The 21,071-nt window shown below is 55.0% G+C and carries 18 protein-coding genes and 3 pseudogenes; 13 read left to right on the top strand and 8 right to left on the bottom strand.

Translation table 11 applies throughout. The annotated features are described in order from the left end of the window. Positions 1 to 8: 8 nt before the first annotated feature. The 4 genes from AC0L6A_RS01650 (at position 9) to AC0L6A_RS01635 (ending at position 3,238) form a co-directional block, all read left to right on the top strand. Entirely contained in the window at positions 9 to 503 is a 495-nt protein-coding gene (locus AC0L6A_RS01650; protein WP_473291771.1) for a hypothetical protein, read from the top strand. A 121-nt stretch (positions 504 to 624) separates the two neighbouring features. Beyond that, entirely contained in the window at positions 625 to 1,263 is a 639-nt protein-coding gene (locus AC0L6A_RS01645; RefSeq protein ID WP_473291770.1) for a ribonuclease HII, read from the top strand. A 112-nt stretch (positions 1,264 to 1,375) separates the two neighbouring features. After that, complete coding sequence (locus AC0L6A_RS01640) at positions 1,376 to 2,476, top strand: DNA methyltransferase (RefSeq protein ID WP_473291769.1); 1,101 nt, start codon at positions 1,376 to 1,378, stop codon at positions 2,474 to 2,476. 138 nt (positions 2,477 to 2,614) lie between these two features. Then, positions 2,615 to 3,238: a glutathione S-transferase N-terminal domain-containing protein gene (locus AC0L6A_RS01635; protein ID WP_473291767.1), complete on the top strand. Its 624-nt coding sequence runs from the start codon at positions 2,615 to 2,617 to the stop codon at positions 3,236 to 3,238. Here the strand turns inward: AC0L6A_RS01635 and AC0L6A_RS01630 are convergent. Then, a pseudogene (locus AC0L6A_RS01630) lies at positions 3,235 to 4,375 on the bottom strand (alkane 1-monooxygenase). The gene AC0L6A_RS01635 and the pseudogene AC0L6A_RS01630 sit on opposite strands and share 4 nt — an antisense overlap. A gap of 50 nt (positions 4,376 to 4,425) precedes the next feature. Continuing rightward, a complete protein-coding gene (gene mutY, locus AC0L6A_RS01625) occupies positions 4,426 to 5,466 on the bottom strand; it encodes an A/G-specific adenine glycosylase (protein ID WP_473291765.1) in 1,041 nt (346 codons plus the stop codon). 89 nt (positions 5,467 to 5,555) lie between these two features. Here mutY and AC0L6A_RS01620 point away from each other — a divergent pair, with 89 nt between their 5' ends. Together AC0L6A_RS01620 and AC0L6A_RS01615 are read left to right on the top strand one after the other, a co-directional pair. Beyond that, complete coding sequence (locus tag AC0L6A_RS01620; protein WP_473291764.1) at positions 5,556 to 6,077, top strand: DUF721 domain-containing protein; 522 nt, start codon at positions 5,556 to 5,558, stop codon at positions 6,075 to 6,077. Positions 6,078 to 6,083: 6 nt separating this feature from the next. Continuing rightward, positions 6,084 to 6,740: a DsbA family protein gene (locus AC0L6A_RS01615; RefSeq protein WP_473291762.1), complete on the top strand. Its 657-nt coding sequence runs from the start codon at positions 6,084 to 6,086 to the stop codon at positions 6,738 to 6,740. Positions 6,741 to 6,771: 31 nt separating this feature from the next. Here the strand turns inward: AC0L6A_RS01615 and lpxK are convergent, their stop codons facing one another. The 6 genes from lpxK to AC0L6A_RS01585 all read right to left on the bottom strand — a co-directional run bounded on the left by lpxK (position 6,772) and on the right by AC0L6A_RS01585 (position 13,475). Beyond that, positions 6,772 to 7,770, bottom strand: a complete 999-nt coding sequence (lpxK, locus tag AC0L6A_RS01610) for a tetraacyldisaccharide 4'-kinase (protein ID WP_473291761.1) — start codon at positions 7,768 to 7,770, stop codon at positions 6,772 to 6,774. Beyond that, complete coding sequence (locus tag AC0L6A_RS01605; protein WP_473291759.1) at positions 7,770 to 9,056, bottom strand: 3-deoxy-D-manno-octulosonic acid transferase; 1,287 nt, start codon at positions 9,054 to 9,056, stop codon at positions 7,770 to 7,772. Before AC0L6A_RS01605 ends, lpxK begins: the two co-directional genes overlap by 1 nt. A gap of 86 nt (positions 9,057 to 9,142) precedes the next feature. Beyond that, on the bottom strand, positions 9,143 to 10,060 hold the full coding sequence (locus AC0L6A_RS01600; RefSeq protein ID WP_473291758.1) for an alpha/beta hydrolase: 918 nt from the start codon (positions 10,058 to 10,060) through the stop codon (positions 9,143 to 9,145). Positions 10,061 to 10,069: 9 nt separating this feature from the next. Continuing rightward, positions 10,070 to 11,326 carry an organoarsenical effux MFS transporter ArsJ gene (gene arsJ, locus AC0L6A_RS01595; RefSeq protein ID WP_473291756.1) on the bottom strand — a complete coding sequence of 419 codons (1,257 nt, stop codon included), beginning with the start codon at positions 11,324 to 11,326 and terminating at the stop codon, positions 10,070 to 10,072. Beyond that, positions 11,323 to 12,327, bottom strand: coding sequence for an ArsJ-associated glyceraldehyde-3-phosphate dehydrogenase (locus AC0L6A_RS01590; protein WP_473291755.1), 1,005 nt, complete (start codon positions 12,325 to 12,327; stop codon positions 11,323 to 11,325). The genes arsJ and AC0L6A_RS01590 overlap by 4 nt, the downstream gene beginning before the upstream one ends. Before the next feature lie 80 nt (positions 12,328 to 12,407). Then, positions 12,408 to 13,475 carry an NAD(P)-dependent oxidoreductase gene (locus AC0L6A_RS01585; protein ID WP_473291753.1) on the bottom strand — a complete coding sequence of 356 codons (1,068 nt, stop codon included), beginning with the start codon at positions 13,473 to 13,475 and terminating at the stop codon, positions 12,408 to 12,410. Positions 13,476 to 13,798: 323 nt separating this feature from the next. On the opposite strand from AC0L6A_RS01585, the pseudogene AC0L6A_RS01580 reads away from it, so the two are divergent. The 7 genes and pseudogenes from AC0L6A_RS01580 to lptB all read left to right on the top strand — a co-directional run bounded on the left by AC0L6A_RS01580 (position 13,799) and on the right by lptB (position 20,857). Continuing rightward, positions 13,799 to 16,623, top strand: a pseudogene (locus AC0L6A_RS01580) (molybdopterin oxidoreductase family protein). Then, positions 16,623 to 17,356, top strand: a pseudogene (locus tag AC0L6A_RS01575) (4Fe-4S dicluster domain-containing protein). Before AC0L6A_RS01580 ends, AC0L6A_RS01575 begins: the two co-directional pseudogenes overlap by 1 nt. 12 nt (positions 17,357 to 17,368) lie before the next feature. Further along, complete coding sequence (locus tag AC0L6A_RS01570; protein WP_473291752.1) at positions 17,369 to 18,238, top strand: dimethyl sulfoxide reductase anchor subunit family protein; 870 nt, start codon at positions 17,369 to 17,371, stop codon at positions 18,236 to 18,238. A 64-nt stretch (positions 18,239 to 18,302) separates the two neighbouring features. Next, positions 18,303 to 18,914 carry a ribonuclease D gene (locus tag AC0L6A_RS01565; protein WP_473291750.1) on the top strand — a complete coding sequence of 204 codons (612 nt, stop codon included), beginning with the start codon at positions 18,303 to 18,305 and terminating at the stop codon, positions 18,912 to 18,914. A 67-nt stretch (positions 18,915 to 18,981) separates the two neighbouring features. Further along, positions 18,982 to 19,605, top strand: a complete 624-nt coding sequence (gene lptC, locus AC0L6A_RS01560) for an LPS export ABC transporter periplasmic protein LptC (RefSeq protein WP_473291749.1) — start codon at positions 18,982 to 18,984, stop codon at positions 19,603 to 19,605. A gap of 11 nt (positions 19,606 to 19,616) precedes the next feature. Then, on the top strand, positions 19,617 to 20,099 hold the full coding sequence (gene lptA, locus AC0L6A_RS01555; RefSeq protein ID WP_473293340.1) for a lipopolysaccharide transport periplasmic protein LptA: 483 nt from the start codon (positions 19,617 to 19,619) through the stop codon (positions 20,097 to 20,099). Further along, positions 20,099 to 20,857 carry an LPS export ABC transporter ATP-binding protein gene (lptB, locus tag AC0L6A_RS01550; RefSeq protein WP_473291747.1) on the top strand — a complete coding sequence of 253 codons (759 nt, stop codon included), beginning with the start codon at positions 20,099 to 20,101 and terminating at the stop codon, positions 20,855 to 20,857. The genes lptA and lptB overlap by 1 nt, the downstream gene beginning before the upstream one ends. The last annotated feature ends 214 nt before the right edge of the window (positions 20,858 to 21,071 follow it).

The following is a 21,071-nucleotide window of genomic DNA, read 5'->3' as shown; positions in this document are numbered from 1 at the left end:
ACAATCCCATGATCCGCAACTCAATGCCCAGCTCTTTCGTGAAGCTTATTCTTAGCGGCGTATTGGCCGCGTCACTGACGGCGATGCCTGCACAGGCGCGTGACAAAACATCCGGTGACGATACAGCAGCGATAATTGCAGCTTTGCTCGGTTTGGTAACTCTTGGTGTTATTTTGTCTGACGACAATGGCAAACCCGATTATCCGACTGGGACAGTCACAGGCCCACGTGATCCGAAACCTCGAAAACCGCGTCGCCCGGGAAAGGTCAGCAAGTTCTACAAGATCCCCGAAAGCTGCTTGCGCAACTACGACACGCAGACAGGCTATAAGACGCTTTATAACAAGCGCTGCATGCAAGAGAAATTCCGCTATGCCCACGAGCTTCCGTCGACCTGCGCCCGAAAGGTGGTCATCCGTGATCACAAAGGTGTCTACGTTGTCCGCCACGGCTATAAGCCCCGCTGCTTAAGCAAGCGCGGCTATCGTCCGGCCCGTTACTAATCCGAACATCGAGCAGCGGCGCGCCGGTCCCTTTCACTTCACGCGCCGTTAAACTTGGCAGAGACTTCGGTCTCTGCCCTTTTTACTTGCGAGGCCGGGCGGATTGGGTCACCCCAAGGATATGACAAAATCTGTTCCTGATTTCAGCTTCGAGACCGCCGCGATGCAACGCGGTCATTGCCATATTGCCGGCGTGGACGAGGTCGGGCGCGGTCCGTTGGCCGGTCCTGTCACCGCCGCCGCCGTGATTTTGAACCCAGACGACATTCCCGAGGGGCTGAATGATTCCAAATTGCTGTCGGCGAAACGACGTGAAGCGCTGTGGGATACGATTCACGATAAAGCCTGTCTGTGCATCGCCCATGCTTCGGTTGAAGAAATTGACGAACTGAACATCCTGCGCGCCAGCCATCTGGCAATGAAACGCGCAGTCGCAGGGCTTTCACAATCTGCGGACTATCTGCTGATCGACGGAAACCAGACGCCGCGTGGTCTGACGCTGCCATCTGAAACCATCGTAAAGGGCGATGCACGATCCGTGTCGATTTCCGCAGCCTCGATCGTGGCAAAAATTGCCCGCGATCGGATCATGGTGGATTTGGCGCAACAGTACCCCGGCTATGGCTGGGAGACGAACGCGGGATACCCATCAAAAAGTCACAGGTTGGCGCTTCAAAATCTTGGGGTGACCCCACACCATAGACGTTCATTCAAGCCCGTGCACAATATCTTGTATCAACAGAAAAATGTAAGTGACTGATTCAAAAAAGAATTTGACGACGAATCGACTTTGAATCATCCTGACCTCATCAAAACGAGCGTGAAAATGCGCCGCTGAAAGAGCGCAAAATGCGCCGGTACATGAGGCAAAAATGGTAACCAAAACCAAAGTAAAGGCGGCTGTAGAGCTGCCCCTGAATCAGATTCTTAACGGTGACTGCATCGACGTGATGAACAGTCTGCCGGAAAACTCGGTCGACATGATCTTTGCGGATCCGCCCTATAACTTGCAGTTAAAAGGCGAACTGCACCGCCCTGACAATTCGAAAGTCGACGCCGTCGATGACGATTGGGACCAGTTCGACAGCTTCAAGGCGTATGACCAGTTTACGCGCGCTTGGCTGAAAGCCGCACGCCGCATTCTGAAGCCGAATGGCGCGATCTGGGTGATTGGTTCGTACCACAATGTATTCCGCATGGGCGCTGAGCTTCAGAACCAAGGGTACTGGATCCTGAACGACGTGGTTTGGCGCAAGTCGAACCCGATGCCGAACTTCCGTGGCAAGCGCTTTACCAATGCGCATGAGACGATGATCTGGGCCTCGAAATCCGAAGGCGCCAAATACACATTCAATTACGAAGCGCTGAAGGCCTTGAACGAAGGTATTCAGATGCGTTCGGACTGGGTTTTGCCGATCTGCACAGGCCATGAACGTCTGAAAGACGAAAACGGCGACAAAGCACATCCGACGCAGAAACCCGAAAGCTTGTTGCATCGCGTTCTGGTCGGTTCGACCAACCCCGGCGATGTGATCCTTGATCCGTTCTTCGGCACTGGCACCACAGGTGCGGTCGCCAAGATGCTGGGCCGCGACTTCATTGGTATCGAACGCGAGGCCGCCTACCGCAAGGTTGCAGAAAAGCGTATCGCCAAGGTACGCAAGTTCGACAAAGAAGCGCTGACCACCACACCATCGAAACGCGCCGAACCGCGCGTGCCCTTTGGCCAGCTGGTCGAACGCGGTATGTTGCGTCCGGGTGAAATCCTGTCCAGCCCACGTGGCAAGACAGCGAAGGTCCGTGCCGATGGAACGCTGATTTCTGGCGAGGCTCGCGGCTCGATCCACCAAGTGGGTGCCGCGCTGGAAAGTGCGCCCAGCTGCAACGGCTGGACCTACTGGCACTTCAAGCAGGACGGAAAGAAAGTTCCGATCGACCTGCTGCGCCAGCAAATCCGCGCAGAAATGAACTAATCCACATAGAATTTGCGTGGCGCGCTTTAGACGCGCCCGCACCATCAGGTACCGCCTGTGCCTGTGGCCCGCCGCCACAGCACAACCTGACTGGCCCTGCCTACTTGTTAGGCAGGGCTTTTTTTGCTTTCTGGTGACATGACACCGATCCTTTATTCTTTCCGCCGCTGTCCTTATGCGATCCGCGCCCGTCTGGCGATTGCCAGCTCTGGTGTTCAAGTTGAACTGCGCGAGATCCTTTTGCGTGACAAACCACCAGCGTTTTTGGACGCCTCGCCCAGCGCAACGGTGCCTTGTCTTGTTCTGGAAGATCGCGTGTTGGATGAAAGCTTCGACATAATGCGCTGGGCGTTGGAGCAATCCGATCCCGAGGGACTGCTCCAATTACCCAATGAGGGGTTTGACGTGATTCAGATGTTTGATGGCCCGTTCAAGCAGGCGCTTGATCTGACAAAGTATACGGTGCGGCACCCCGACAGTGATCCCGAAATCACACGCGCCGATGCAATGACGATGTTGGCCAAACTGGAAGATCAGCTATCCGAAGGATGGCTTTTCGGCGCGCGACCCACATTGGCAGATCTGGCAACACTTCCGTTCCTGCGCCAGTTTGCGAACATCGACAAACCTCGCTTCAACAGCGAGGTCACACCCAACGTTTCAGCTTGGTTAGAGACGTTTTTGGCCAGTGACCGGCTTTCCTTCGTTATGAAGAAATACCCCGTCTGGACGGATGGAGACGCGCCGCTTCGCTTTCCCTAACGGATCGCAGGAGGCGGCAAAGTGCCGGCCTTATATGCGCTCCAGTCTTCGACCTCGGGATAATGTAGTTTCCGCCACGCCCGAACACGCGGGTTCATCACGCGCCGCCAAACCGGCGGGATCAACGCAGCCATCGTCATGATCGGATAACCAAATGGCAATTGTGGGGCTTCGTTATCAGGATAGGTCTGAAGCAGCGGGAAGCGACGGGCAGGTTTATAGTGGTGATCCGAGTGGCGCTGGAGGTTGATCAGCAGCCAATTCGACGCCTTGTGATCAGCGTTCCAACTGTGATGCGGCATCACGCGTTCATATTTCCCGTCACCCAAATGCTTGCGGGTCAGGCCATAGTGCTCGACATAGTTCGTCAGTTCTAACTGCCAGATGGCAACAAAGGCTTGGAATGCAAACAGCACAAGCCCCATCCAGCCTCCCACCCAGATTGCAAGAATGATTGCCGCAAGCTGCAGGGTTCCATAGCGCCAGAATGGATTGGCGCGGTCGAACGGGGACAAACCGCGTCGTGCCAGCATCGCCCTTTCTGCCACCCAGGCCGAGGCCGGAGCCTCGTGCAAGACGCGGAGGAAAAATCGGTGAAAACCCTCGTTGTATTTGGCCGTAACCGCATCGCGGGTTGTGCCCACATGTGGATGATGAACAAGCAGATGTTCTGTGCGGAAATGGCTGTAGAGCACCGTGGCAAGAAGCAGGTCGCCCAACCAGCGTTCGAACCGGTTGGATTGGTGCATCAGCTCGTGGCTGTACACGATCCCGACCGTGCCGGACAAAACACCAACGCCAAAGAACGCGCCGAACTTCTCGGCAGTGCTTAGATGCTCTGCCCCGGTCACGTACCAAATCATGCCGTAGATCATGATGAATTGAATTGGGAACCAGATTCTCCGTGATCGCGCGGTACCAAAACAGATCGGCATCTGCGATCGAGGGGTCCGCATTTTCCGTATACCGCCCCATCACGGAATCAAGGATCGTGTAAAGCCACCAAGTGCCCAGCGGGGGCAGAAGCAAAAACCAACCGCCCTGCGTTGCAGCGACTATCACCAAAAAGGGCAGGACAATCGAAATCCCAAACGGGGCTGCGTTGCGAAACCGCGAAACTGTAGGCGCAGAAAGCATAAGAATGGTCCTTTTGTTGCCCAGCAGCCTAGCCGCGAACTCAGGCACGCTCAATGCGGCAGATGCGCTATCGCTACGTCGTATGCTTTACGCATAACAGTTGGTAAATCTGTGCGTTTTACATCCTTGAATAGACCCTGTTTCGCCTGAATTTGCCCGTTTGTGCGTGCCACGCGCAGGCAAAGCCGTAGGTGGAAATGGGTGAAGGTGTGGCGCACTTCGACACCCGGGTCCTGCCAATCGGCGCTGAAGGGAGGTTGCTCGATCGCATCTTCACCCCATTCGGCTCCGGGCCATCCCAGCATTCCACCCAGCAATCCCTTTTCGGGTCGACGTTCAACCAACCACTCCCCCGCTTCATTACATGCCAGATATGCCACACCAAATCGCGTGGGTTTCTTTGCCTTGGGCTTCTTTCTTGGAAGCTCTGCTTGATTGCCTGACTTGCGCGCCAGACAGTCTCTATTCCACGGGCAAATGCCGCATGCCGGCGATTTCGGAGTGCAGATTGTTGCGCCCAAATCCATGACTGCCTGCGCATAGTCGCCGGCCCGGCCCTTCGGGGTCAGTGTTTGGGCAAGGCTCGTCAGCTCTGATTTCGAATCTGGCAACGGGGTCGTCACCTCGAATATTCGGGACATCACCCGCTCAACGTTCCCGTCCACCACGGTTTCCGGCAAGTCATACGCAATCGCCGAGATCGCAGCCGATGTATAAGGTCCAATCCCGGGCAATGCTTGCAGTTCATCGCGAGAGGTCGGAAAACCGCCAATGACGTTAACTTCGCGCGCGCATTTCAGAAGATTGCGCGCCCGAGCATAGTATCCCAGGCCGGCCCATTCCCCCATCACACGGTCATCTTCGGCAGCCGCCAAATCCTGTACGGTCGGCCAAAGGGTCATGAATCGGGTGAAATAGTCTCGTACCGCCGCGACAGTTGTCTGTTGCAGCATGATTTCGGAAAGCCAAACCGCATAAGGGTCAGGCACTACCCCGTTCGCACGATCCGCCGGGCTGACACGCCACGGAAGCACACGCGCATGGCGGTCATACCAAGCCAGAAGATCGGCAGTTTTCGGCGCGTCACACAAGTGTTATCCCCTATCAGTCGTTTGTTCTGGCATAGCAAACGGAACGGCCTAGAATAAACAAAAATGCATGAGTCCTTAAACCCACGAAAATGAGCACTGCACCCAAATATCCTCGTCGCAAAAAAGGGTTCGAACGTACATCGTCCCTTCTGTCGACCCGAATTCGCAAAGCAAGCGAAACGCGGGGGTTTGCTGTGACGCGTGTTTTGACCCATTGGGCCGAGATTGTGGGTGAAACGACAGCCAAGATTTCGCGACCTGTGGACATTTCATATGGCCGTGGCGGAATGGGGGCGACATTGACCGTCCTAACCACCGGGGCGCAAGCGCCGATGCTGGACATGCAGAAGGACCAACTGCGCGAGAAAGTGAACTCCGTCTATGGCTACAACGCAATATCGCGCATCCGCATCACGCAAACGGCGGCCACCGGATTTGCCGAAGGGCAAGCCCAGTTTACGCCGGCACCCGCAAAGTCGGCACGCCCAGATCCCGAGGTTTTGGCACGCGCAACAGACGAAACAAAAGACGTCGGAGATGACGGGCTAAGATCTGCGCTGGAACTTCTGGCGCGCAACGTCATAACAAAAAACAGACACAAACAAGGCTGAATACCTATGAATTGCATCCTTCCCATCTTGATCGCAGCAGTGATCGCCATCGGTGGCGCTGTTTATATGTCGCAAAACAGCGGCTCACTTCCTGGTGTTTCCGTCGCCGAGGCGCAAAGCACAGATGCGGCAGTCGAACCCGCTGCTGATATGATCATCGGTGACGAGAACGCCCCGATCACCGTGATTGAGTATGCGTCCTTCACCTGCCCCCATTGTGCGAACTTCCACGAAAACACGTTCAAGGAACTGAAGCAGAACTTTATCGACACCGGAAAGGTCAAATTCATCCATCGCGAAGTCTATTTCGACCAGTTTGGACTTTGGGCCGGCATGATCGCGCGCTGTGGTGGTGATGTGCGCTACTATGGCTTGATCGATCTGATCTATGGTGGACAGAAAGAGTGGATCGGCGATGGCTCTCCCACCGCAATTGTTGCCAACCTGAAAAAACTGGGCCGCACCGCTGGCATGAACGATGAACAGATGGATGCGTGTCTGCAAGACGAAGCGTCAGCACAAAGCCTTGTCGCCGCCTATCAAAAGAACGCTGGTGCGGATGAGATCTCGGCAACACCGTCGTTCATCATTGATGGCACCAAGTATTCGAACATGGATTATGACGAGCTTGCTGCCATCCTGAATGAAAAACTGGGCTCGTAAGCAGCACAGCGGATTAGGGTTAAATCAGACCCTAGTCCGCCATAAAACCTGCGATCGCATCATCTATCACAGCCCAATCCAGTAGCTCCAATCGAACTGGGACCGTCAAAACGCGACGCCGGAAACTGTCGGGCAACCTGACTGCATCTTTCTCGGTTGTAACCAGCTGAGCCCCTAATGCCGCCGCCTCGACCTCAAGCCGTTTCATCAGCGCATCTGTCAACGGTTGGTGGTCAGCAAGGGCTTCAGCACGTAGCAGATTTGCACCCAGATCGCTGACGGTTGCAAAGAACTTCTCGGGCAGGCCAATGCCGGCGAATGCCAGAACATCCATTCCTTGCCAGTCCATTCCGGTTTTAAGCGGCACCAAGTGCCCTGCCACCTGAGGACAAGTGATCTGATCACCCCAGTCCTGCAAAAATTTGGCCTGAGCCCGCGAATGCCCGATGGACAGCAGTATATCGGCGCGCTTAATCCCAGCGGACACTGGTTCACGCAAGGGACCGGCCGGGATACAACGCGTATTCCCAAACCCTTTCACAGCATCCACCACCACGATGGACAGCGTTTTGTGAACGCTTGGATTCTGAAAACCATCATCCATCAAGATGATGTCGGCCCCGGCCTCTTCTGCAGCTTTAACGCCTTTAACGCGGTCCCGTGCAATCCAAGTAGGCGCAAAAGCGGCCATCAGAAGGGGTTCATCACCCACCTGATCAGCCTTATGTTGCCCCTCTTCTACGCGCAAAGGTCCCTCTTCGCTTCCGCGATGACCGCGCGAAACGATATGGACCGCGATTCCTTGCGAAATCAGCCTCTGCGCCAGCGCAATTGTCGTTGGCGTTTTGCCCGTTCCACCCGCGTTGATGTTGCCAATACAAATGACGGGAACCGACGCTTGATAGCCAGATCCCGCGCGCGCCACGCGCCTGGCCGTCCCCAATCCGTAGATCCACCCCAAAGGCGCAAGTATTCTTGCCCGCCAATCCGGGTGGTTAGGTGAGGTGAACCAATAGCTTGGTGTTCGCATCAAACGACCTTTCGTCCTTCGACTTCATCCAATAAATCCAAAAGGTGGTTCACCAGAAACTCGCTAATATCAGCACCTTTAGTTGTGACATCCCAAGCAGCCATCGCCATCTCTGCTGCCTTGTCCGGGGCAAGCAGGTGTTCAATCTCAACGGCCAGGGATTTGGCGTCACTGACATTGCGGGCAGCACCTGCTTTTCGCAGCCGTTCAAGCGACGCTGTATGGCGACCGCCATTTGGCCCATAAAGCACAACAGAGCCTAATCCAGCTGAATCAAGCGGGTTACTACGCGCACCATCCGCAAGTGTGCCTCCGATGAAGCTGATCGATGCCAGGTGCATCCAAAGCCCACATTCATCTGCGCGGTCCACAACAAAGATCTGGTCATCCCGATGAGGAAGAGTGTCGCCATTACGGGTGGATATGATCCAGTTCTCTTGCTCAAGCGCCGTCGCAAGTTCGCTGGCATAGTGCGGTTCGTTCGGAATAAGAACCAGCAGCAAACGATGCGATTTCCGGATCAAAGTGCGGTGTGCTGCGAGGATTGCTTTTTCTTCGCCCTTCTCGACACCAGCCGCCAACCAAACAGGACGCGCATCCATTTTCTGCGCAATAAGATCACGTTCCTCGGCGTCACAACCCGGCACCTGGCTAAAGGGCAAAAGTTGGCCCGTCATACGAAGGTTTCCAGGCGCGACGCCCATCCGAATGAATTCCTGCCTGGCGGCGCCGTTCATCGGCAGAATAGTGTCTAATTTAGCCAAAACATCACGCACAGCCGCTTGTTTGAACCGCTGCGTCAACCCGCGCTCCTGCGGTGGGGCGGCATTCACCCAAAGCATGGCGATGCTCTTATGTTCAAGAGCTGAGACAAATGCCGGCTCGATATCCGAACCTGCCCAGATCGCAATGTCAGGTTTCCAATGCCTAAGAAACGCGTCTATCGAGCTCGCATCCTGTTTAGGTGAGTTCTGCTGAATAAAGTCAGGCGATTCCGGCCCAAGTGAGTGTGCCTCTTGCATCGTGACCAGAATAGTCACATCCCCCATCTCGGCTCGTAGCGGTGCCAGAAGCGAGGCAAGCGCCTCGCCATCCTCGGGATCTTTTAAACCGGCCCAAATGACAAATCCATCGGGCCGCGGCTGAAGCGGTAGAACGGTTTGCGTTTTCTTGGGTGCGCTCGGCTGATTTCCATCTGTCGACACTGATTGAGAGCGTCGATCTGAATCTTTCTTGCCTTGCAGGGCCTGCAAGCCGCGAAGCAGCGATGATCCAATGGTCGACATAATGTGTCTTCTCTTCCAAGCGCCAAATTCAGGCGTAGTTTTCACGCGTCACAGTATGTGAATCCCAGACCGGGTGAAAGGCACGATCAATGATGCCATTCCCCTCGCGCCAGCATCGATATCTCTTTGATTATTCGGCCAAAACTGTCGTGCGCGCGTGTGGATTGATGTCGGGCACGAAGATAGCCATGAACCAAGCCCTTCTCATTGAACCAAACGGCTTTGCCGCCAGCGCTCAGAATAGCGTCCCGATAAGTTTGCCCATCATCCGCCAATGGGTCACATTGCGCTGTAATAGAGACTGTTGGTGGTAGGTCACTGAAATTCGCATCTTCCAGCGGGGCGGCGGTAGGATCTGGTTCGTCTGGCGGCGTCGCAAAACGGATTGAGCTGTAGAATTTCAGGTCTTCCATCGTAAGCATCGGCGCATTTGCATGGTCGATATATGATCCCTTGCTCATGTCACCGCCAAGGCCCGGATAGATCAGAACCTGCCCGGCAAGATCAACAGAACCACGAAGGGCGTGGCTGGTCGCAGCAGCAAGATTTCCGCCTGCACTGTCCCCTACAAGTATTATAGGTTTTGGCCAGGTTAGAGCCGCATAGTTAGCAACCGATACGGCATCTTCAAAGGCCGCTGGGTGAGGATGTTCGGGGCATAGACGATAGTCAGCACTGACCACACGAAGCCCGGTTTTATGGGCGATTTCGGCACAGACATCGTCATGACTTTCGAGCCCGCCAACCACGAACCCTCCGCCATGAAAATAGACAACAGTGCCTTTCGGGTCATCGGGTTCATAAATGCGCGTGGGGACCGTTTCAATACGCTCATCCCGTACTTTCAGCCCATCCGGATAACCAGCGAGGAACGCTCGGCACATCTTGTCATAAATGTTGCGCTGCTGGGTTACAGATTGGTTCACCGCATCCGGCGGGTAATAGGTTTCGGTCTCGCGAATGAAGCGCCAAATCTCGTCGTCGATCAGCTTTGAATAATCCATGCAGGCAGGCTATGTGCCGGTGCCCAATTTGACAAGCTGGCGTGCGCTAAGCCAGCTGGCTAAAGCCATCGCTGCGGCAGTGGCAAGGCAAAGCGGCAATCCACCGACTTGATAGGACAAACCGGACAGAAGGGTTCCAATCAAACGCCCGGCTGCGTTGGACATGTAGTAAAAGCCAACATCCATTGTGACCCGCTCCGCCTTTGTAAACGCTAAGATCAGATATGAATGAAGCGAACTGTTCACCGCGAACACAAATCCGAAGACCATAAGCCCAACGACCAGTATTGGGGTCAGCCAGGGGCCGGGAAACAGTGTGATTGACGCCAATACGGCAATAACCAAGGACAACAAACCCACCCAGAAAGCGGCCAAGGCAGGAAACTCTCGCGGATCACGTTCAGCTGCCTTCAGCAGCTTTGGCGCCCAGGCCTGCACTGCTCCATAGGCGATAATCCAAAGCGCCATAAAGCTGCCAATCATGAAAAACGCACTTCGATCCCCCGCATGTGTACCATCCGAAACGACCGCATGAAAATACACTGGGATGCCAACGACAAACCAAACATCGCGCGCGCCAAACAGGAACATCCGCGCCAGCGACAGGCGGTTGATCCGCGTATCCTTCGACCAGACATGCGAGAATTTAGCTGATTTAGAGCCTTTTGGCAGCCCCTGTGGCATGAACATCACCACCGCTACCAAGATCGCCCCCAACACCACGGCCATGGCGATCACAGAAGGAACAAACCCGATCAGTGCCAACAAGGCAGCACCCAGAAGGAAGCCAAACCCTTTGACCGCATTCTTTGACCCAGTCAAAACCGCAACCCATCGGAAAAGGCCGTCACCTTCACTGGGAGCTAATAGTTTCACCGCGCTTTTCGATGACATCTTGGCCAGGTCTTTGGCCACCCCAGACATACCCTGAACGATCATCACATAGATGACCGAGCTTGCAATCGCCCAGTCCATTGACAGCTGCGACAAAGCAATTAGCGCAACTATCTGCAAAGATAGACCCGCATAGAGCGTCGGCGTTAGCCCAAAGCGCGCTGCGATCCATCCCGCTGACAAGTTAGTGACGATGCCCATAAACTCATACAGAAGAAACAGCCACGCCAACGTGAAAGGCGAGAAGCCCAGCGTATGAAAATGCAAAAGCACAAGCATCCGCAATGCACCATCCGACAGCATAAACGCCCAGTAGGCAGCGGTTACGGCGACATAGGCCGCAAACCCCTCAGGCCGGTGGGTTAGGGTCACATTGAGGCTCCAACCATGCGGGCGACATCGGCCAATCGGCAGGCATAGCCCCACTCATTGTCATACCAAGCGTAGATCTTTACCTGCGTCTCGTTGATCACCATGGTAGAAAGCGCATCAATGATCGAACTGCGTGGATCATTCGTATAATCAGCAGAGACAAGCGGCCGCTCTTCATAACCCAGAATGTCCTTCAGGCTGCCTTCGGACGCTTCTTTGAAGAAACTGTTGATTTCCTCGACGGTTGTCTTGCACTCAACCTCGAACACACAATCGGTCAGCGAGGCATTTAGCAGCGGAACGCGCACGGCGTGACCATTCAATCTGCCTGTAAGCTCAGGGAATATCTGCGTGATTGCCTTGGCTGACCCTGTCGACGTTGGAATCAGCGAATTCAGAGCCGAACGCGCGCGACGCAAATCCTTAGCGGGGCGGTCAACGATGGTTTGGGTATTCGTCACGTCGTGAATCGTTGTCATCGAGCCATGCTTGATCCCGATCCGGTCCAGAAGGACCTTCACGACGGGAGCAAGACAATTGGTGGTGCAAGACGCGGCGGTGACAAGATTTTGCCCGTCATAGAGATCGTGATTCACGCCATAAACGATGTTCAAGGCGTTCTCTTCCTTGACCGGCGCAGACACGATCACCTTCTTCACCCCTGCGGCATAGTAGGGGGCCAGTTTCTCGTTCGTTTTGAACGCGCCGGTACAGTCGATCACCATATCCACGCCCAGATCTTCCAGCGGTAAGGCATCAAGCGTCCAAGACCCGGTAAGGGCCATTTCTTGCCCGTTGATCATGATGCTGTTTTCACCAACCGAGAACGCGGCAGGCCAACGCCCATGCACAGTATCCCATTCAAGCAGATGCGCATGCTGTTCTGCATCTCCTACCGGATCATTCAATAGAACGATGTCCCCTGGGGCGCCGTTATCCACAAGGTCCCGCAGAACCAGTTTGCCCATGCGTCCAAGCCCATTGATCGCGATGCGTGCCATATTGTGCCCCTTCTGTCAGATGCCGCCCAAGCGGGATATGTCGAAGGGGTAACAGTTTTATGACGTTGGCGACACCCGGACTAAAGCGACGCGCGCGGGGACAAGCTCATCGCATGAGAGCTTTGATCAGCTGTCTGGCTAATCGAGATTACATTGCCCTCGGATTGCGTGGAATAGCCTGCGTTAGAGACACCTGGAACCACTTGAACCTCGGCCCCTTGCGCAGTCAAACGTGCGATCCAAGACTTCGCGTCGGCACGCTGCGCAGGATCACCTGACGCAAGCCAGACAACACGGCGTCCGCTATTGGCAAGCTCTGCGTAGCTTTGAATATCGGTTTCTTCGACAATCATCCGCGTCGCGTCACGGCGGGTAAGGGCCAAGATGTCTTTGGGCAAAGCCGGATCGTGCAAGATCACATCTGCGCGCTGCATAACTGACAGGGCGCGAAATGTCAGAAGATCTTGTGCACCAGATCCAATACCTACCAGCCAAACACCGCCTGATTGATCCGGCCCGGAACCCGTCAGGCTTTGGCCAATCATGTCCTCGGCACCAGTTTCATCACCCGCCAAGAACGCATCGCCAATCGGGCCTTCAATCAACTGTTCCCAGAACCGACGACGCGCGCGCCCACCTGCAATATGTGTCTCTATTACACCGCGAAATCCACTTAGGAAATTCGCCAAACGGCCATAGCCAGACGGCAACAGCGACTCGATCCGTGCGCGAAGTATGCGGGCAATGACCGGGGCAGCGCCGCCAGTAGAGATTGCTATGGTGATCGGACTGCGATCAACAATCGAAGGCGTGATAAAATCGCACAAGGGTTTCACGTCAGCGACGTTAACAAGCGCACCTTCCGCCTTTGCTGCTGCATGCAGAAACTCATCCCGCTCGGGATTATCCGACGCACCATAGGCAATGACACACCCCGCAAAATCCAACTCTACAGGCAATCGAGCGTAATGCGTGATGCCTTTCCGGTTCAGCAATGCCAGCAATTCGTCCTCTGGCGCTGGGTCAAACACATGAACCTGTGCACCCGCATCCAAGGCACGCTCAACACGGCGGGCGGCGGTTGTCCCGCCACCGTCTATAACCACTTTTCGGCCTCTTATATCCAGAAAGATAGGCAGATGATCCATATCGCGTCTCCAGTGAGTTACGGATCATATGTGCCCTTTTGGGAAATAGTTCTACAGTTTCGGCCACATCTAAGCGCTGAAAAGGACGAACCCACCCTGTGTTGCTCACTGCTGGTCTAATTTTCTGTTTTATCCCGGAATTAAAGTAGATTGGTGGTGTGCATCCCTCGAATCTATAGACCTATCCAAGTTGATATTTTGGACCTAAACGCAGGTTTTTCTGGACCTACCGGCACCCCTAATGTGTTCGTCATTTTGGGTACAAGCAAAACAGGGAAAATCCGCCAACCCGCAAAGCGGGATTGTAGGACCAGCACAGCCACATGAGCACAGCCGAAAATAAACAGATCGACACCTCCCCCGAAGTCTCGGACGAATCAGGCAAACGACCTGCTACATGTGTGCCTGCCGATGCGGCATCAATGTACATATGAAAGATGGCAAGGTCGCCTATATCGAAGGCAACCGCGATCACCCTGTAAACAAAGGGGTTTTGTGTGGCAAAGGGTCTGCGGGGATCATGCAGCACTATGCTCCGTCACGCTTGCGCTCACCTTTGAAACGGGTTGGTCCGCGTGGTTCTGGCGAGTTTGAAGAGATCTCGTGGGAAGAAGCGTTAGATATCGCCGCTGGATGGATGGGACCGCTTCGTGAAACGGATCCGTCGAAAATGGCGTTTTTCACCGGTCGTGATCAAAGCCAAAGCTTCACATCATGGTTCGCGCAGTCTTATGGCACGCCAAACTATGCGGCGCATGGTGGTTTTTGCTCGGTCAACATGGCGGCGGCCGGCATCTATACGATGGGCGGCGCATTTTGGGAGTTCGGACAGCCCGACTGGGACCGCACCAAATTGTTCATGCTGTTCGGCGTAGCCGAAGACCACGATTCCAACCCAATCAAGATCGGCCTGGGAAAACTGAAAGACCGAGGCGCGCGTGTTATCGGCGTGAACCCAATCCGGTCAGGTTATAACGCGATTGCGGACGATTGGGTGGGTATTACACCAGGAACAGATGGCCTGTTCATTCTGGCCTTGGTGCATGAACTGTTCCGCGCTGGCAAAGTCGACTTGAACTACCTGTCGCGCTACACCAACGCAGGCTTTATCGTAAATGAAGAGCCTAATTCACCTGAAAATGGGCTTTTCCTGCGTGGCGAGACGGGTAAGCCCCAAGTGCTTTGCCGTGAAACAGGCAAGCTTGCGGATTATGATGCGCCAGGTGTCATGCCTGATCTGGCAGCAACCTATCGGCATGCCGGTCAATCCCACCGGCCGGTATTTCAGCTGATGGCTGAACGCTATTTGTCTGACGAATATGCGCCCGAAGCCGTAACCGAGCGGACAGGTGTTTCTGTCGACAAAATCAAATCCATCGCCGCCGAACTGGCACATGTCGCCTTCGAAGAAGAGATTGTGCTGGATCAGCCTTGGACGGACTGGAAGGGCCAGAAGCACGACAAAATGATCGGGCGCCCGGTCAGCTTCCATGCGATGCGTGGGATTTCTGCGCACTCAAACGGCTTCCAGACCTGTCGCGCACTGCATGTGCTGCAGATTCTGTTGGGATCGGTCGAAGTGCCCGGCGGTTTCCGCTTTAAACCGCCTTATCCCAAGCCCTATGACGCACATCCTGTGCCGCATACTGGCGTAACGGTTGGTGGTCCGCTGGATGGTCCACACCTTGGGTTCGTACGTGGACCCGAACACCTTGCGCTTAAGAAAGATGGCACAGCCGCGCGGATCGATAAGGCGTTTACTTGGGAAAACCCTATGTCCAGCCACGGGCTGATGCATATGGTGATCTCGAACGCGCATGCGGGCGATCCTTATAAGATCGACACCTTGTTCCTTTATATGGCCAACATGGCGTGGAATTCGTCGATGAACTCGTCCGAAGTAATGCGCATGCTGACCGACACGGATGAAAACGGTGATTACGTGATCCCGCACATCATTTATTCGGACGCCTACAGCTCGGAAATGGTGGCATATGCGGATCTAATCCTGCCCGATACGACCTATTTGGAGCGTCACGACTGTATCAGCTTGCTGGATCGCCCAATCTGCGAGGCAGACGGCGCGGCCGATGCCATCCGTTGGCCGGTCGTGGAACCTGACCGCGATGTGCGTGGGTTCCAGACCGTATTGATCCAACTGGGGGCCAAGATGGGCCTGCCAGGTTTCGTAAACGAAGATGGTAGCGCGAAGTTCGAAGACTACGCCGACTATATCGTGAATCACGAACGGCGTCCGGGCGTAGGCCCTTTGGCGGGCTGGCGTGGCCCCGATGGTAACGGAAAAGGTCGAGGCGAGCCTAATCAAGCCCAACTTGATAAGTACATCGAGAATGGTGGCTTTTGGGTTGATCACCTTCCGGACAATGCGACCTTCTACAAACCATGGAACAAGCATTATCAGGAATGGGCGGTGAAACGCGGCATCTTTGATGTCGAAAGCCCCTATGTATTCAGCCTGTATGTTGAACCGATGCGTAAATTCCAGCTGGCCGCAGAAGGCCATGGGGACCGTCAACCGCCGGACAACCTGCGTGATCGCATCAGCCGAACGATGGATCCTTTGCCAATCTGGTATGAACCGTTCGAAGACGGAAACGTGGACGTCGAAGAATATCCGATCCACGCGCTGACCCAGCGTCCGATGCACATGTATCATTCGTGGGGCACGCAGAATGCTTGGCTGCGTCAGATCACCGGCAAAAACTACCTCTATCTGCCCACTAAGATTTGGGAACAGCACGCGTTTGAAGATGGCGACTATGCCACCGTCTCGTCTGTGCACGGCTCGATCACCGTGCCCGTTGCGCATCACGCCGGGCTGAATGGCGACACTGTTTGGACTTGGAACGCAATCGGCAAACGCAAAGGGACTTGGGCACTTGATGAAGGTGCGCCCGAGGCCAACGAAGGTTTCCTTTTGAACCACTTGATTCACGAGCTTCAACCGCCCAAAGGGGATGGCCTGCGCTGGTCAAACTCGGACCCAATCACAGGGCAAGCTGCATGGTTTGATCTGCGTGTGAAAATCGAAAAAGCAGAGACTAAACCTGCTGAAAGCCAGCCAGCCTATGCGCCGATTAAGTCTCCGGTTGGCAAAGGACCAAAAACAGTGGCGAGGAAGATTTGATGACTGCTTTGCCTGCAAAAACCGACAAGAAACTGGGTCTGGTTATCGACCTTGATACCTGCGTGGGCTGCCATGGCTGTGTGTCTGCCTGCAAAGGTTGGAACACACAGAACTACGGCGCGCCGCTGTCGGATCAGGATGCCTACGGGGCGGATCCGTCGGGCACCTTCCTAAACCGCGTCTTTTCCTATGAAGCGCAAAAAGAGGGCTGTGCCTCGCAAACTGTGCACATGCCACGGTCTTGCCTGCATTGCGAAGACGCACCTTGCGTGACCGTTTGCCCGACCGGTGCAAGTTATAAGCGCGAAGAAGACGGCATTGTGCTGGTGGACGAAGACCTTTGCATCGGCTGTGGCCTGTGCGCATGGTCCTGCCCCTATGGTGCGCGCGAATTGGACCGCGAAGCCGGCGTCATGAAGAAATGCACGCTCTGCGTGGACCGGATTTACAACGAGAACCTGCCCGAAGAGGACCGCGTGCCCGCCTGCGTGCGCACTTGTCCCTCTGGCGCACGTCATTTCGGAAGATTCTGGGCGACCCCGAAAGCGATGTCTCAAAGCTGGTAGCAGATCGTGGCGGGTTTGACCTTATGCCCGATCTGGGCACCAAACCCGTAAACAAATACCTACCACCACGCCCAAAAGATCAGCTAGACACCGCGCCTTTGAACATCGTTGCCGACGAGCCTAAGGGCTTTCTTGGCTGGTTGGACAAAGCGCTGGACAAGCTCTGACGGAGGAAACGGATGCATCCCGCACCCAGTGTTATCATTTTCACCACTTTTTCCGGGCTTGGCTTCGGGCTTTTGGCCTGGATGGGCTTTGGCATTCCGCGCGTTGGCGGAACGACCCTTTTTGCCTTCTTCTTCATTGCCTATGTGCTGGCGGTTGGGGGGCTTTTGGCCTCGACCCTGCATTTGGGCAACAAGAAGAACGCGATCTACGCCTTCAGCCAATGGCGCACCAGCTGGCTGAGCCGCGAGGGCGTCGCCGCTGTCATCACACTACTGCTCTTTGGTCTGATCGCATTGGCGCGAGTCTTCTTGGGCGCAGAAATGACATTTTCAGGTGTAGTAGGCTCTGTTTTTGCCCTGATCACGATCTTCACGACCTCGATGATCTATACGCAACTCAAAACGATCTCGCGCTGGAATCAACCGCTTACCCCGGTGCTATTTCTGCTGCACGCCATAGGTGGCGGTGCCCTGCTGGCCGGTGAAGCAAAGATCGCTGGCTTTCTGCTTGCCGCGCTGGCTGTGGTCATGTGGCTGCACTGGCAACAAGGCGATGCGCGCGCCGCCAAACGCGGCACGTTGGGAGACGCCACAGGACTGGGCCATCTGGGCGAGGTGCGCATGTTTGAAAGCGGCCATACTGCGCGTAACTATGTGCTGGACGAAATGGTATATCGCATTGGACGCAAACACGCCCAAAAGCTGCGAATAATCGCATTGGGTCTGTGCGCGGTGCTGCCCGCTGCAATATTGCTTCTGACACCGGCGAGCCACGTCACCGGGTTCATCGCCCTAGCATTGCATATCGTCGGGGCAATCGTCGGTCGTTGGCTGTTCTTCGCCGAAGCCGAGCATGTTGTCGGGCTATACTACGGCAAGTAACCCTTTTCATTGAACCTTCATCCCCGTGGGCCTATCACGGGGATGAAATATGAATGAGGGCGACATGACCAACCATCTTTACAAGCGCGATCTTCCCGATGGGCTGGACCTTGGTCCGGTCGTTGCAATTGACTGCGAAACGATGGGATTGAACCCGCATCGTGATCGCCTGTGTGTGGTGCAGATGTCAGGTGGCGACGGGAATGCTCATCTGGTGCAGGTCGAAAAGGGCCAGACCAGCGCTCCGAACCTCGAAAAGATGCTAACCGACCCCAATGTTCTGAAGATCTTCCATTTCGGTCGCTTTGACATTGCCGCGATGCTGAACGCCTTTGGTGTGGTCACCGCGCCTGTCTATTGCACCAAGATCGCGTCGAAACTGATACGGACCTACACGGATCGTCACGGGCTGAAGAACCTTCTGGATCAGCTTTTGAAAGTCGATGTCTCGAAGCAGCAACAGATGAGCGATTGGGGCGCCGAAGAACTGACCAACGCACAGTTGGAATATGCCGCGTCGGACGTCCTGTACCTGCATCGCCTGCGTGAGGAGCTGGACATGCGGTTGGCTCGCGAAGGTCGGACTGAAATGGCGCAGGCCTGTTTCGACTTCCTGCCTATGCGCGCAGAGCTGGATTTGGCAGGCTGGCCCGAACAGGACATCTTTGCACACTAAGGCGGTCAGACTTGGAATCCGGGTTTTGGACGCTAGATAACCAATAGACCCTAAGAAAGCCTTGAGCATGTCCGGCACAGGAATCACATATTCACGCATCGTAAACTGGCTGAAGATCATTCTGCCAGCCGCCGCGCTTGTGTTGCTGTCGCTTATGTTTCTGGTGTCAAAATCCATCGACCCAACGACATCGCTGACCTATGCGCGGATCAATCTGGACGAGCTTACGGGCGAACAGAAGATCACCAACCCACGGTTTTCAAGCGTGACCGAAGATGGTGCGGCAATTCAGTTCAAAGCCGAAAGCGCTGCTCCGGACTCTGAAAGATCTAATTACTTCAAGGCCTTGGCTCTTGAGGCCGACATCGAAACGCCTGACGGGGCGCAGGTGAACATCAAGGCTGCCCAAGCGGATATCGACGGGGAAACCAACCTGATCAACTTGTCTGGCGGTGTGTCTTTGCACACATCAACCGACTACTGGATTTCAACCGAAACCCTGACCACGGCCATGGATTCCACCTATGTTGCCAGCAACGGTCCTGTTGAGGCGACCGGCCCAATGGGTGATCTTTCCGCCGGTGATGCGGTCATTTCCCGCCAAGAGGGAGAGGGCGATGGATATGTTCTTGTTTTCAAGGACGGGGTGAAGCTGGTATATGATCCAAAAGACAAGGGGGAAACCCGGTGATCAAACGCAGTATGTTCTATTCGCTTCTGGTGGCAATCTGCCTGCCTGTCACTGCGTTCGCGCAAGCTCAGGTGGCGTTTGGCGGATTGAAACACGACAGTAGCCTACCAATTGAAATCTCGGCCGATCAGTTGGCCGTGGACCAAGCCAGCGGCTCTGCAACCTTTTCCGGCAACGTCGTGATCGGTCAGGGCGATATGCGTTTGAGCGCAGGTAAGGTCCAGGTTGAGTACGCCACCGGCGCTGACACAACCGGCGAGATCTCGCGCCTGCACGCCACGGGCGGCGTAACCTTGGTCAATGGCGCTGAAGCGGCTGAAGCACGTGAAGCAATTTACACCATTTCTTCTGGCACAGTGGTCATGACAGGGGGTGTGATCCTGACACAGGGACAGAACGCTTTGTCTTCGGAAAAACTGACCGTGAACCTGAAATCCGGCACCGGCCAGATGGATGGGCGCGTCAAATCGATCATTCAGACCGGATCCAACTGATGGCCACCCCGAACCTAACAGTGGAACAAGGTGACGCCGGGCTGCGCATTATTGGTTTGCGCAAAAGCTATCGCAAAAAACCGGTCATTCGCGAAGTGAACCTTGAACTAAATCGCGGTGAAGTCGTTGCCCTTCTGGGCCCGAATGGGTGTGGTAAGTCCACAACCTTCTACGCGATCGCTGGACTGGTTACGCCTGAGGCCGGTCAGGTCATCATTGACGGGCGCGACGTCACGCTTTTACCGATGTATCGCCGTGCGCGCTATGGCATCGGGTATCTTCCGCAAGAGATGTCGATCTTCCGAGGCATGACCGTCGAAGACAATATTTTGTCGATTCTCGAGATCTCGACCAAGGATCGGCACAAGCGACGCGAACGCCTGGAAGAACTTTTGAACGAGTTTTCGATCAGCCACCTGCGTCGCACGCCCGCGATGGCCCTGTCTGGGGGCGAGCGTCGCCGCTGTGAAATCGCCCGACTCTTGGCATCGAATCCCAAGTATTTGTTGCTGGATGAACCCTTCGCTGGCGTTGATCCGATTGCTGTAGGAGAGATTCGGTCCCTTGTTCACGACCTAAAAAATCGCGGCATCGGTGTTCTGATCACAGACCACAATGTTCGTGAAACACTCGAGATCGTAGACCGCGCCTATATCCTTCATGACGGCCATGTTTTGATGAGTGGAACAACCGATGAAGTCGTGAAAGACGAAAACGTGCGGCGCGTCTATCTTGGTCAAAATTTCTCGATCAATTGACGAAAACGTCACCCGTTCGCTTGACATTCCCCTCCGACTCGTCGCCAAATGTAGGTGATGCATGAACACGCAAAATTTCGTTCGTGCCGCGCCCGCTTCGGGCACGCACATAGGATCGCCCCAGATTTGATCGGGCGGGCGGTTTCTTACAAAAATAAATCATCCTCATGTTTTAAAACGATTTTATCGCCATACGCCAGCACGGCATATGGCA

It is taken from the genome of Aliiroseovarius sp. D2-2, from assembly GCF_055809455.1.
This window is presented reverse-complemented; position numbering and strand designations above follow the sequence as displayed.

What these genes read in the sequence shown, in the direction of transcription:
- lptC (WP_473291749.1), top strand. Translation starts at nt 18,982, where the DNA reads ATGTCCGGCACAGGAATCACATATTCACGCATCGTAAACTGGCTGAAG.
- AC0L6A_RS01650 (WP_473291771.1), top strand. Translation starts at nt 9, where the DNA reads ATGATCCGCAACTCAATGCCCAGCTCTTTCGTGAAGCTTATTCTTAGC.
- lpxK (WP_473291761.1), bottom strand. Translation starts at nt 7,770, where the DNA reads ATGCGAACACCAAGCTATTGGTTCACCTCACCTAACCACCCGGATTGG.
- AC0L6A_RS01615 (WP_473291762.1), top strand. Translation starts at nt 6,084, where the DNA reads ATGAATTGCATCCTTCCCATCTTGATCGCAGCAGTGATCGCCATCGGT.
- lptA (WP_473293340.1), top strand. Translation starts at nt 19,617, where the DNA reads ATGTTCTATTCGCTTCTGGTGGCAATCTGCCTGCCTGTCACTGCGTTC.
- lptB (WP_473291747.1), top strand. Translation starts at nt 20,099, where the DNA reads ATGGCCACCCCGAACCTAACAGTGGAACAAGGTGACGCCGGGCTGCGC.
- AC0L6A_RS01620 (WP_473291764.1), top strand. Translation starts at nt 5,556, where the DNA reads ATGAGCACTGCACCCAAATATCCTCGTCGCAAAAAAGGGTTCGAACGT.
- AC0L6A_RS01635 (WP_473291767.1), top strand. Translation starts at nt 2,615, where the DNA reads ATGACACCGATCCTTTATTCTTTCCGCCGCTGTCCTTATGCGATCCGC.
- AC0L6A_RS01565 (WP_473291750.1), top strand. Translation starts at nt 18,303, where the DNA reads ATGACCAACCATCTTTACAAGCGCGATCTTCCCGATGGGCTGGACCTT.
- AC0L6A_RS01640 (WP_473291769.1), top strand. Translation starts at nt 1,376, where the DNA reads ATGGTAACCAAAACCAAAGTAAAGGCGGCTGTAGAGCTGCCCCTGAAT.
- AC0L6A_RS01585 (WP_473291753.1), bottom strand. Translation starts at nt 13,475, where the DNA reads ATGGATCATCTGCCTATCTTTCTGGATATAAGAGGCCGAAAAGTGGTT.
- AC0L6A_RS01570 (WP_473291752.1), top strand. Translation starts at nt 17,369, where the DNA reads ATGCATCCCGCACCCAGTGTTATCATTTTCACCACTTTTTCCGGGCTT.
- AC0L6A_RS01645 (WP_473291770.1), top strand. Translation starts at nt 625, where the DNA reads ATGACAAAATCTGTTCCTGATTTCAGCTTCGAGACCGCCGCGATGCAA.
- AC0L6A_RS01600 (WP_473291758.1), bottom strand. Translation starts at nt 10,060, where the DNA reads ATGGATTATTCAAAGCTGATCGACGACGAGATTTGGCGCTTCATTCGC.
- AC0L6A_RS01605 (WP_473291759.1), bottom strand. Translation starts at nt 9,056, where the DNA reads ATGTCGACCATTGGATCATCGCTGCTTCGCGGCTTGCAGGCCCTGCAA.
- AC0L6A_RS01590 (WP_473291755.1), bottom strand. Translation starts at nt 12,327, where the DNA reads ATGGCACGCATCGCGATCAATGGGCTTGGACGCATGGGCAAACTGGTT.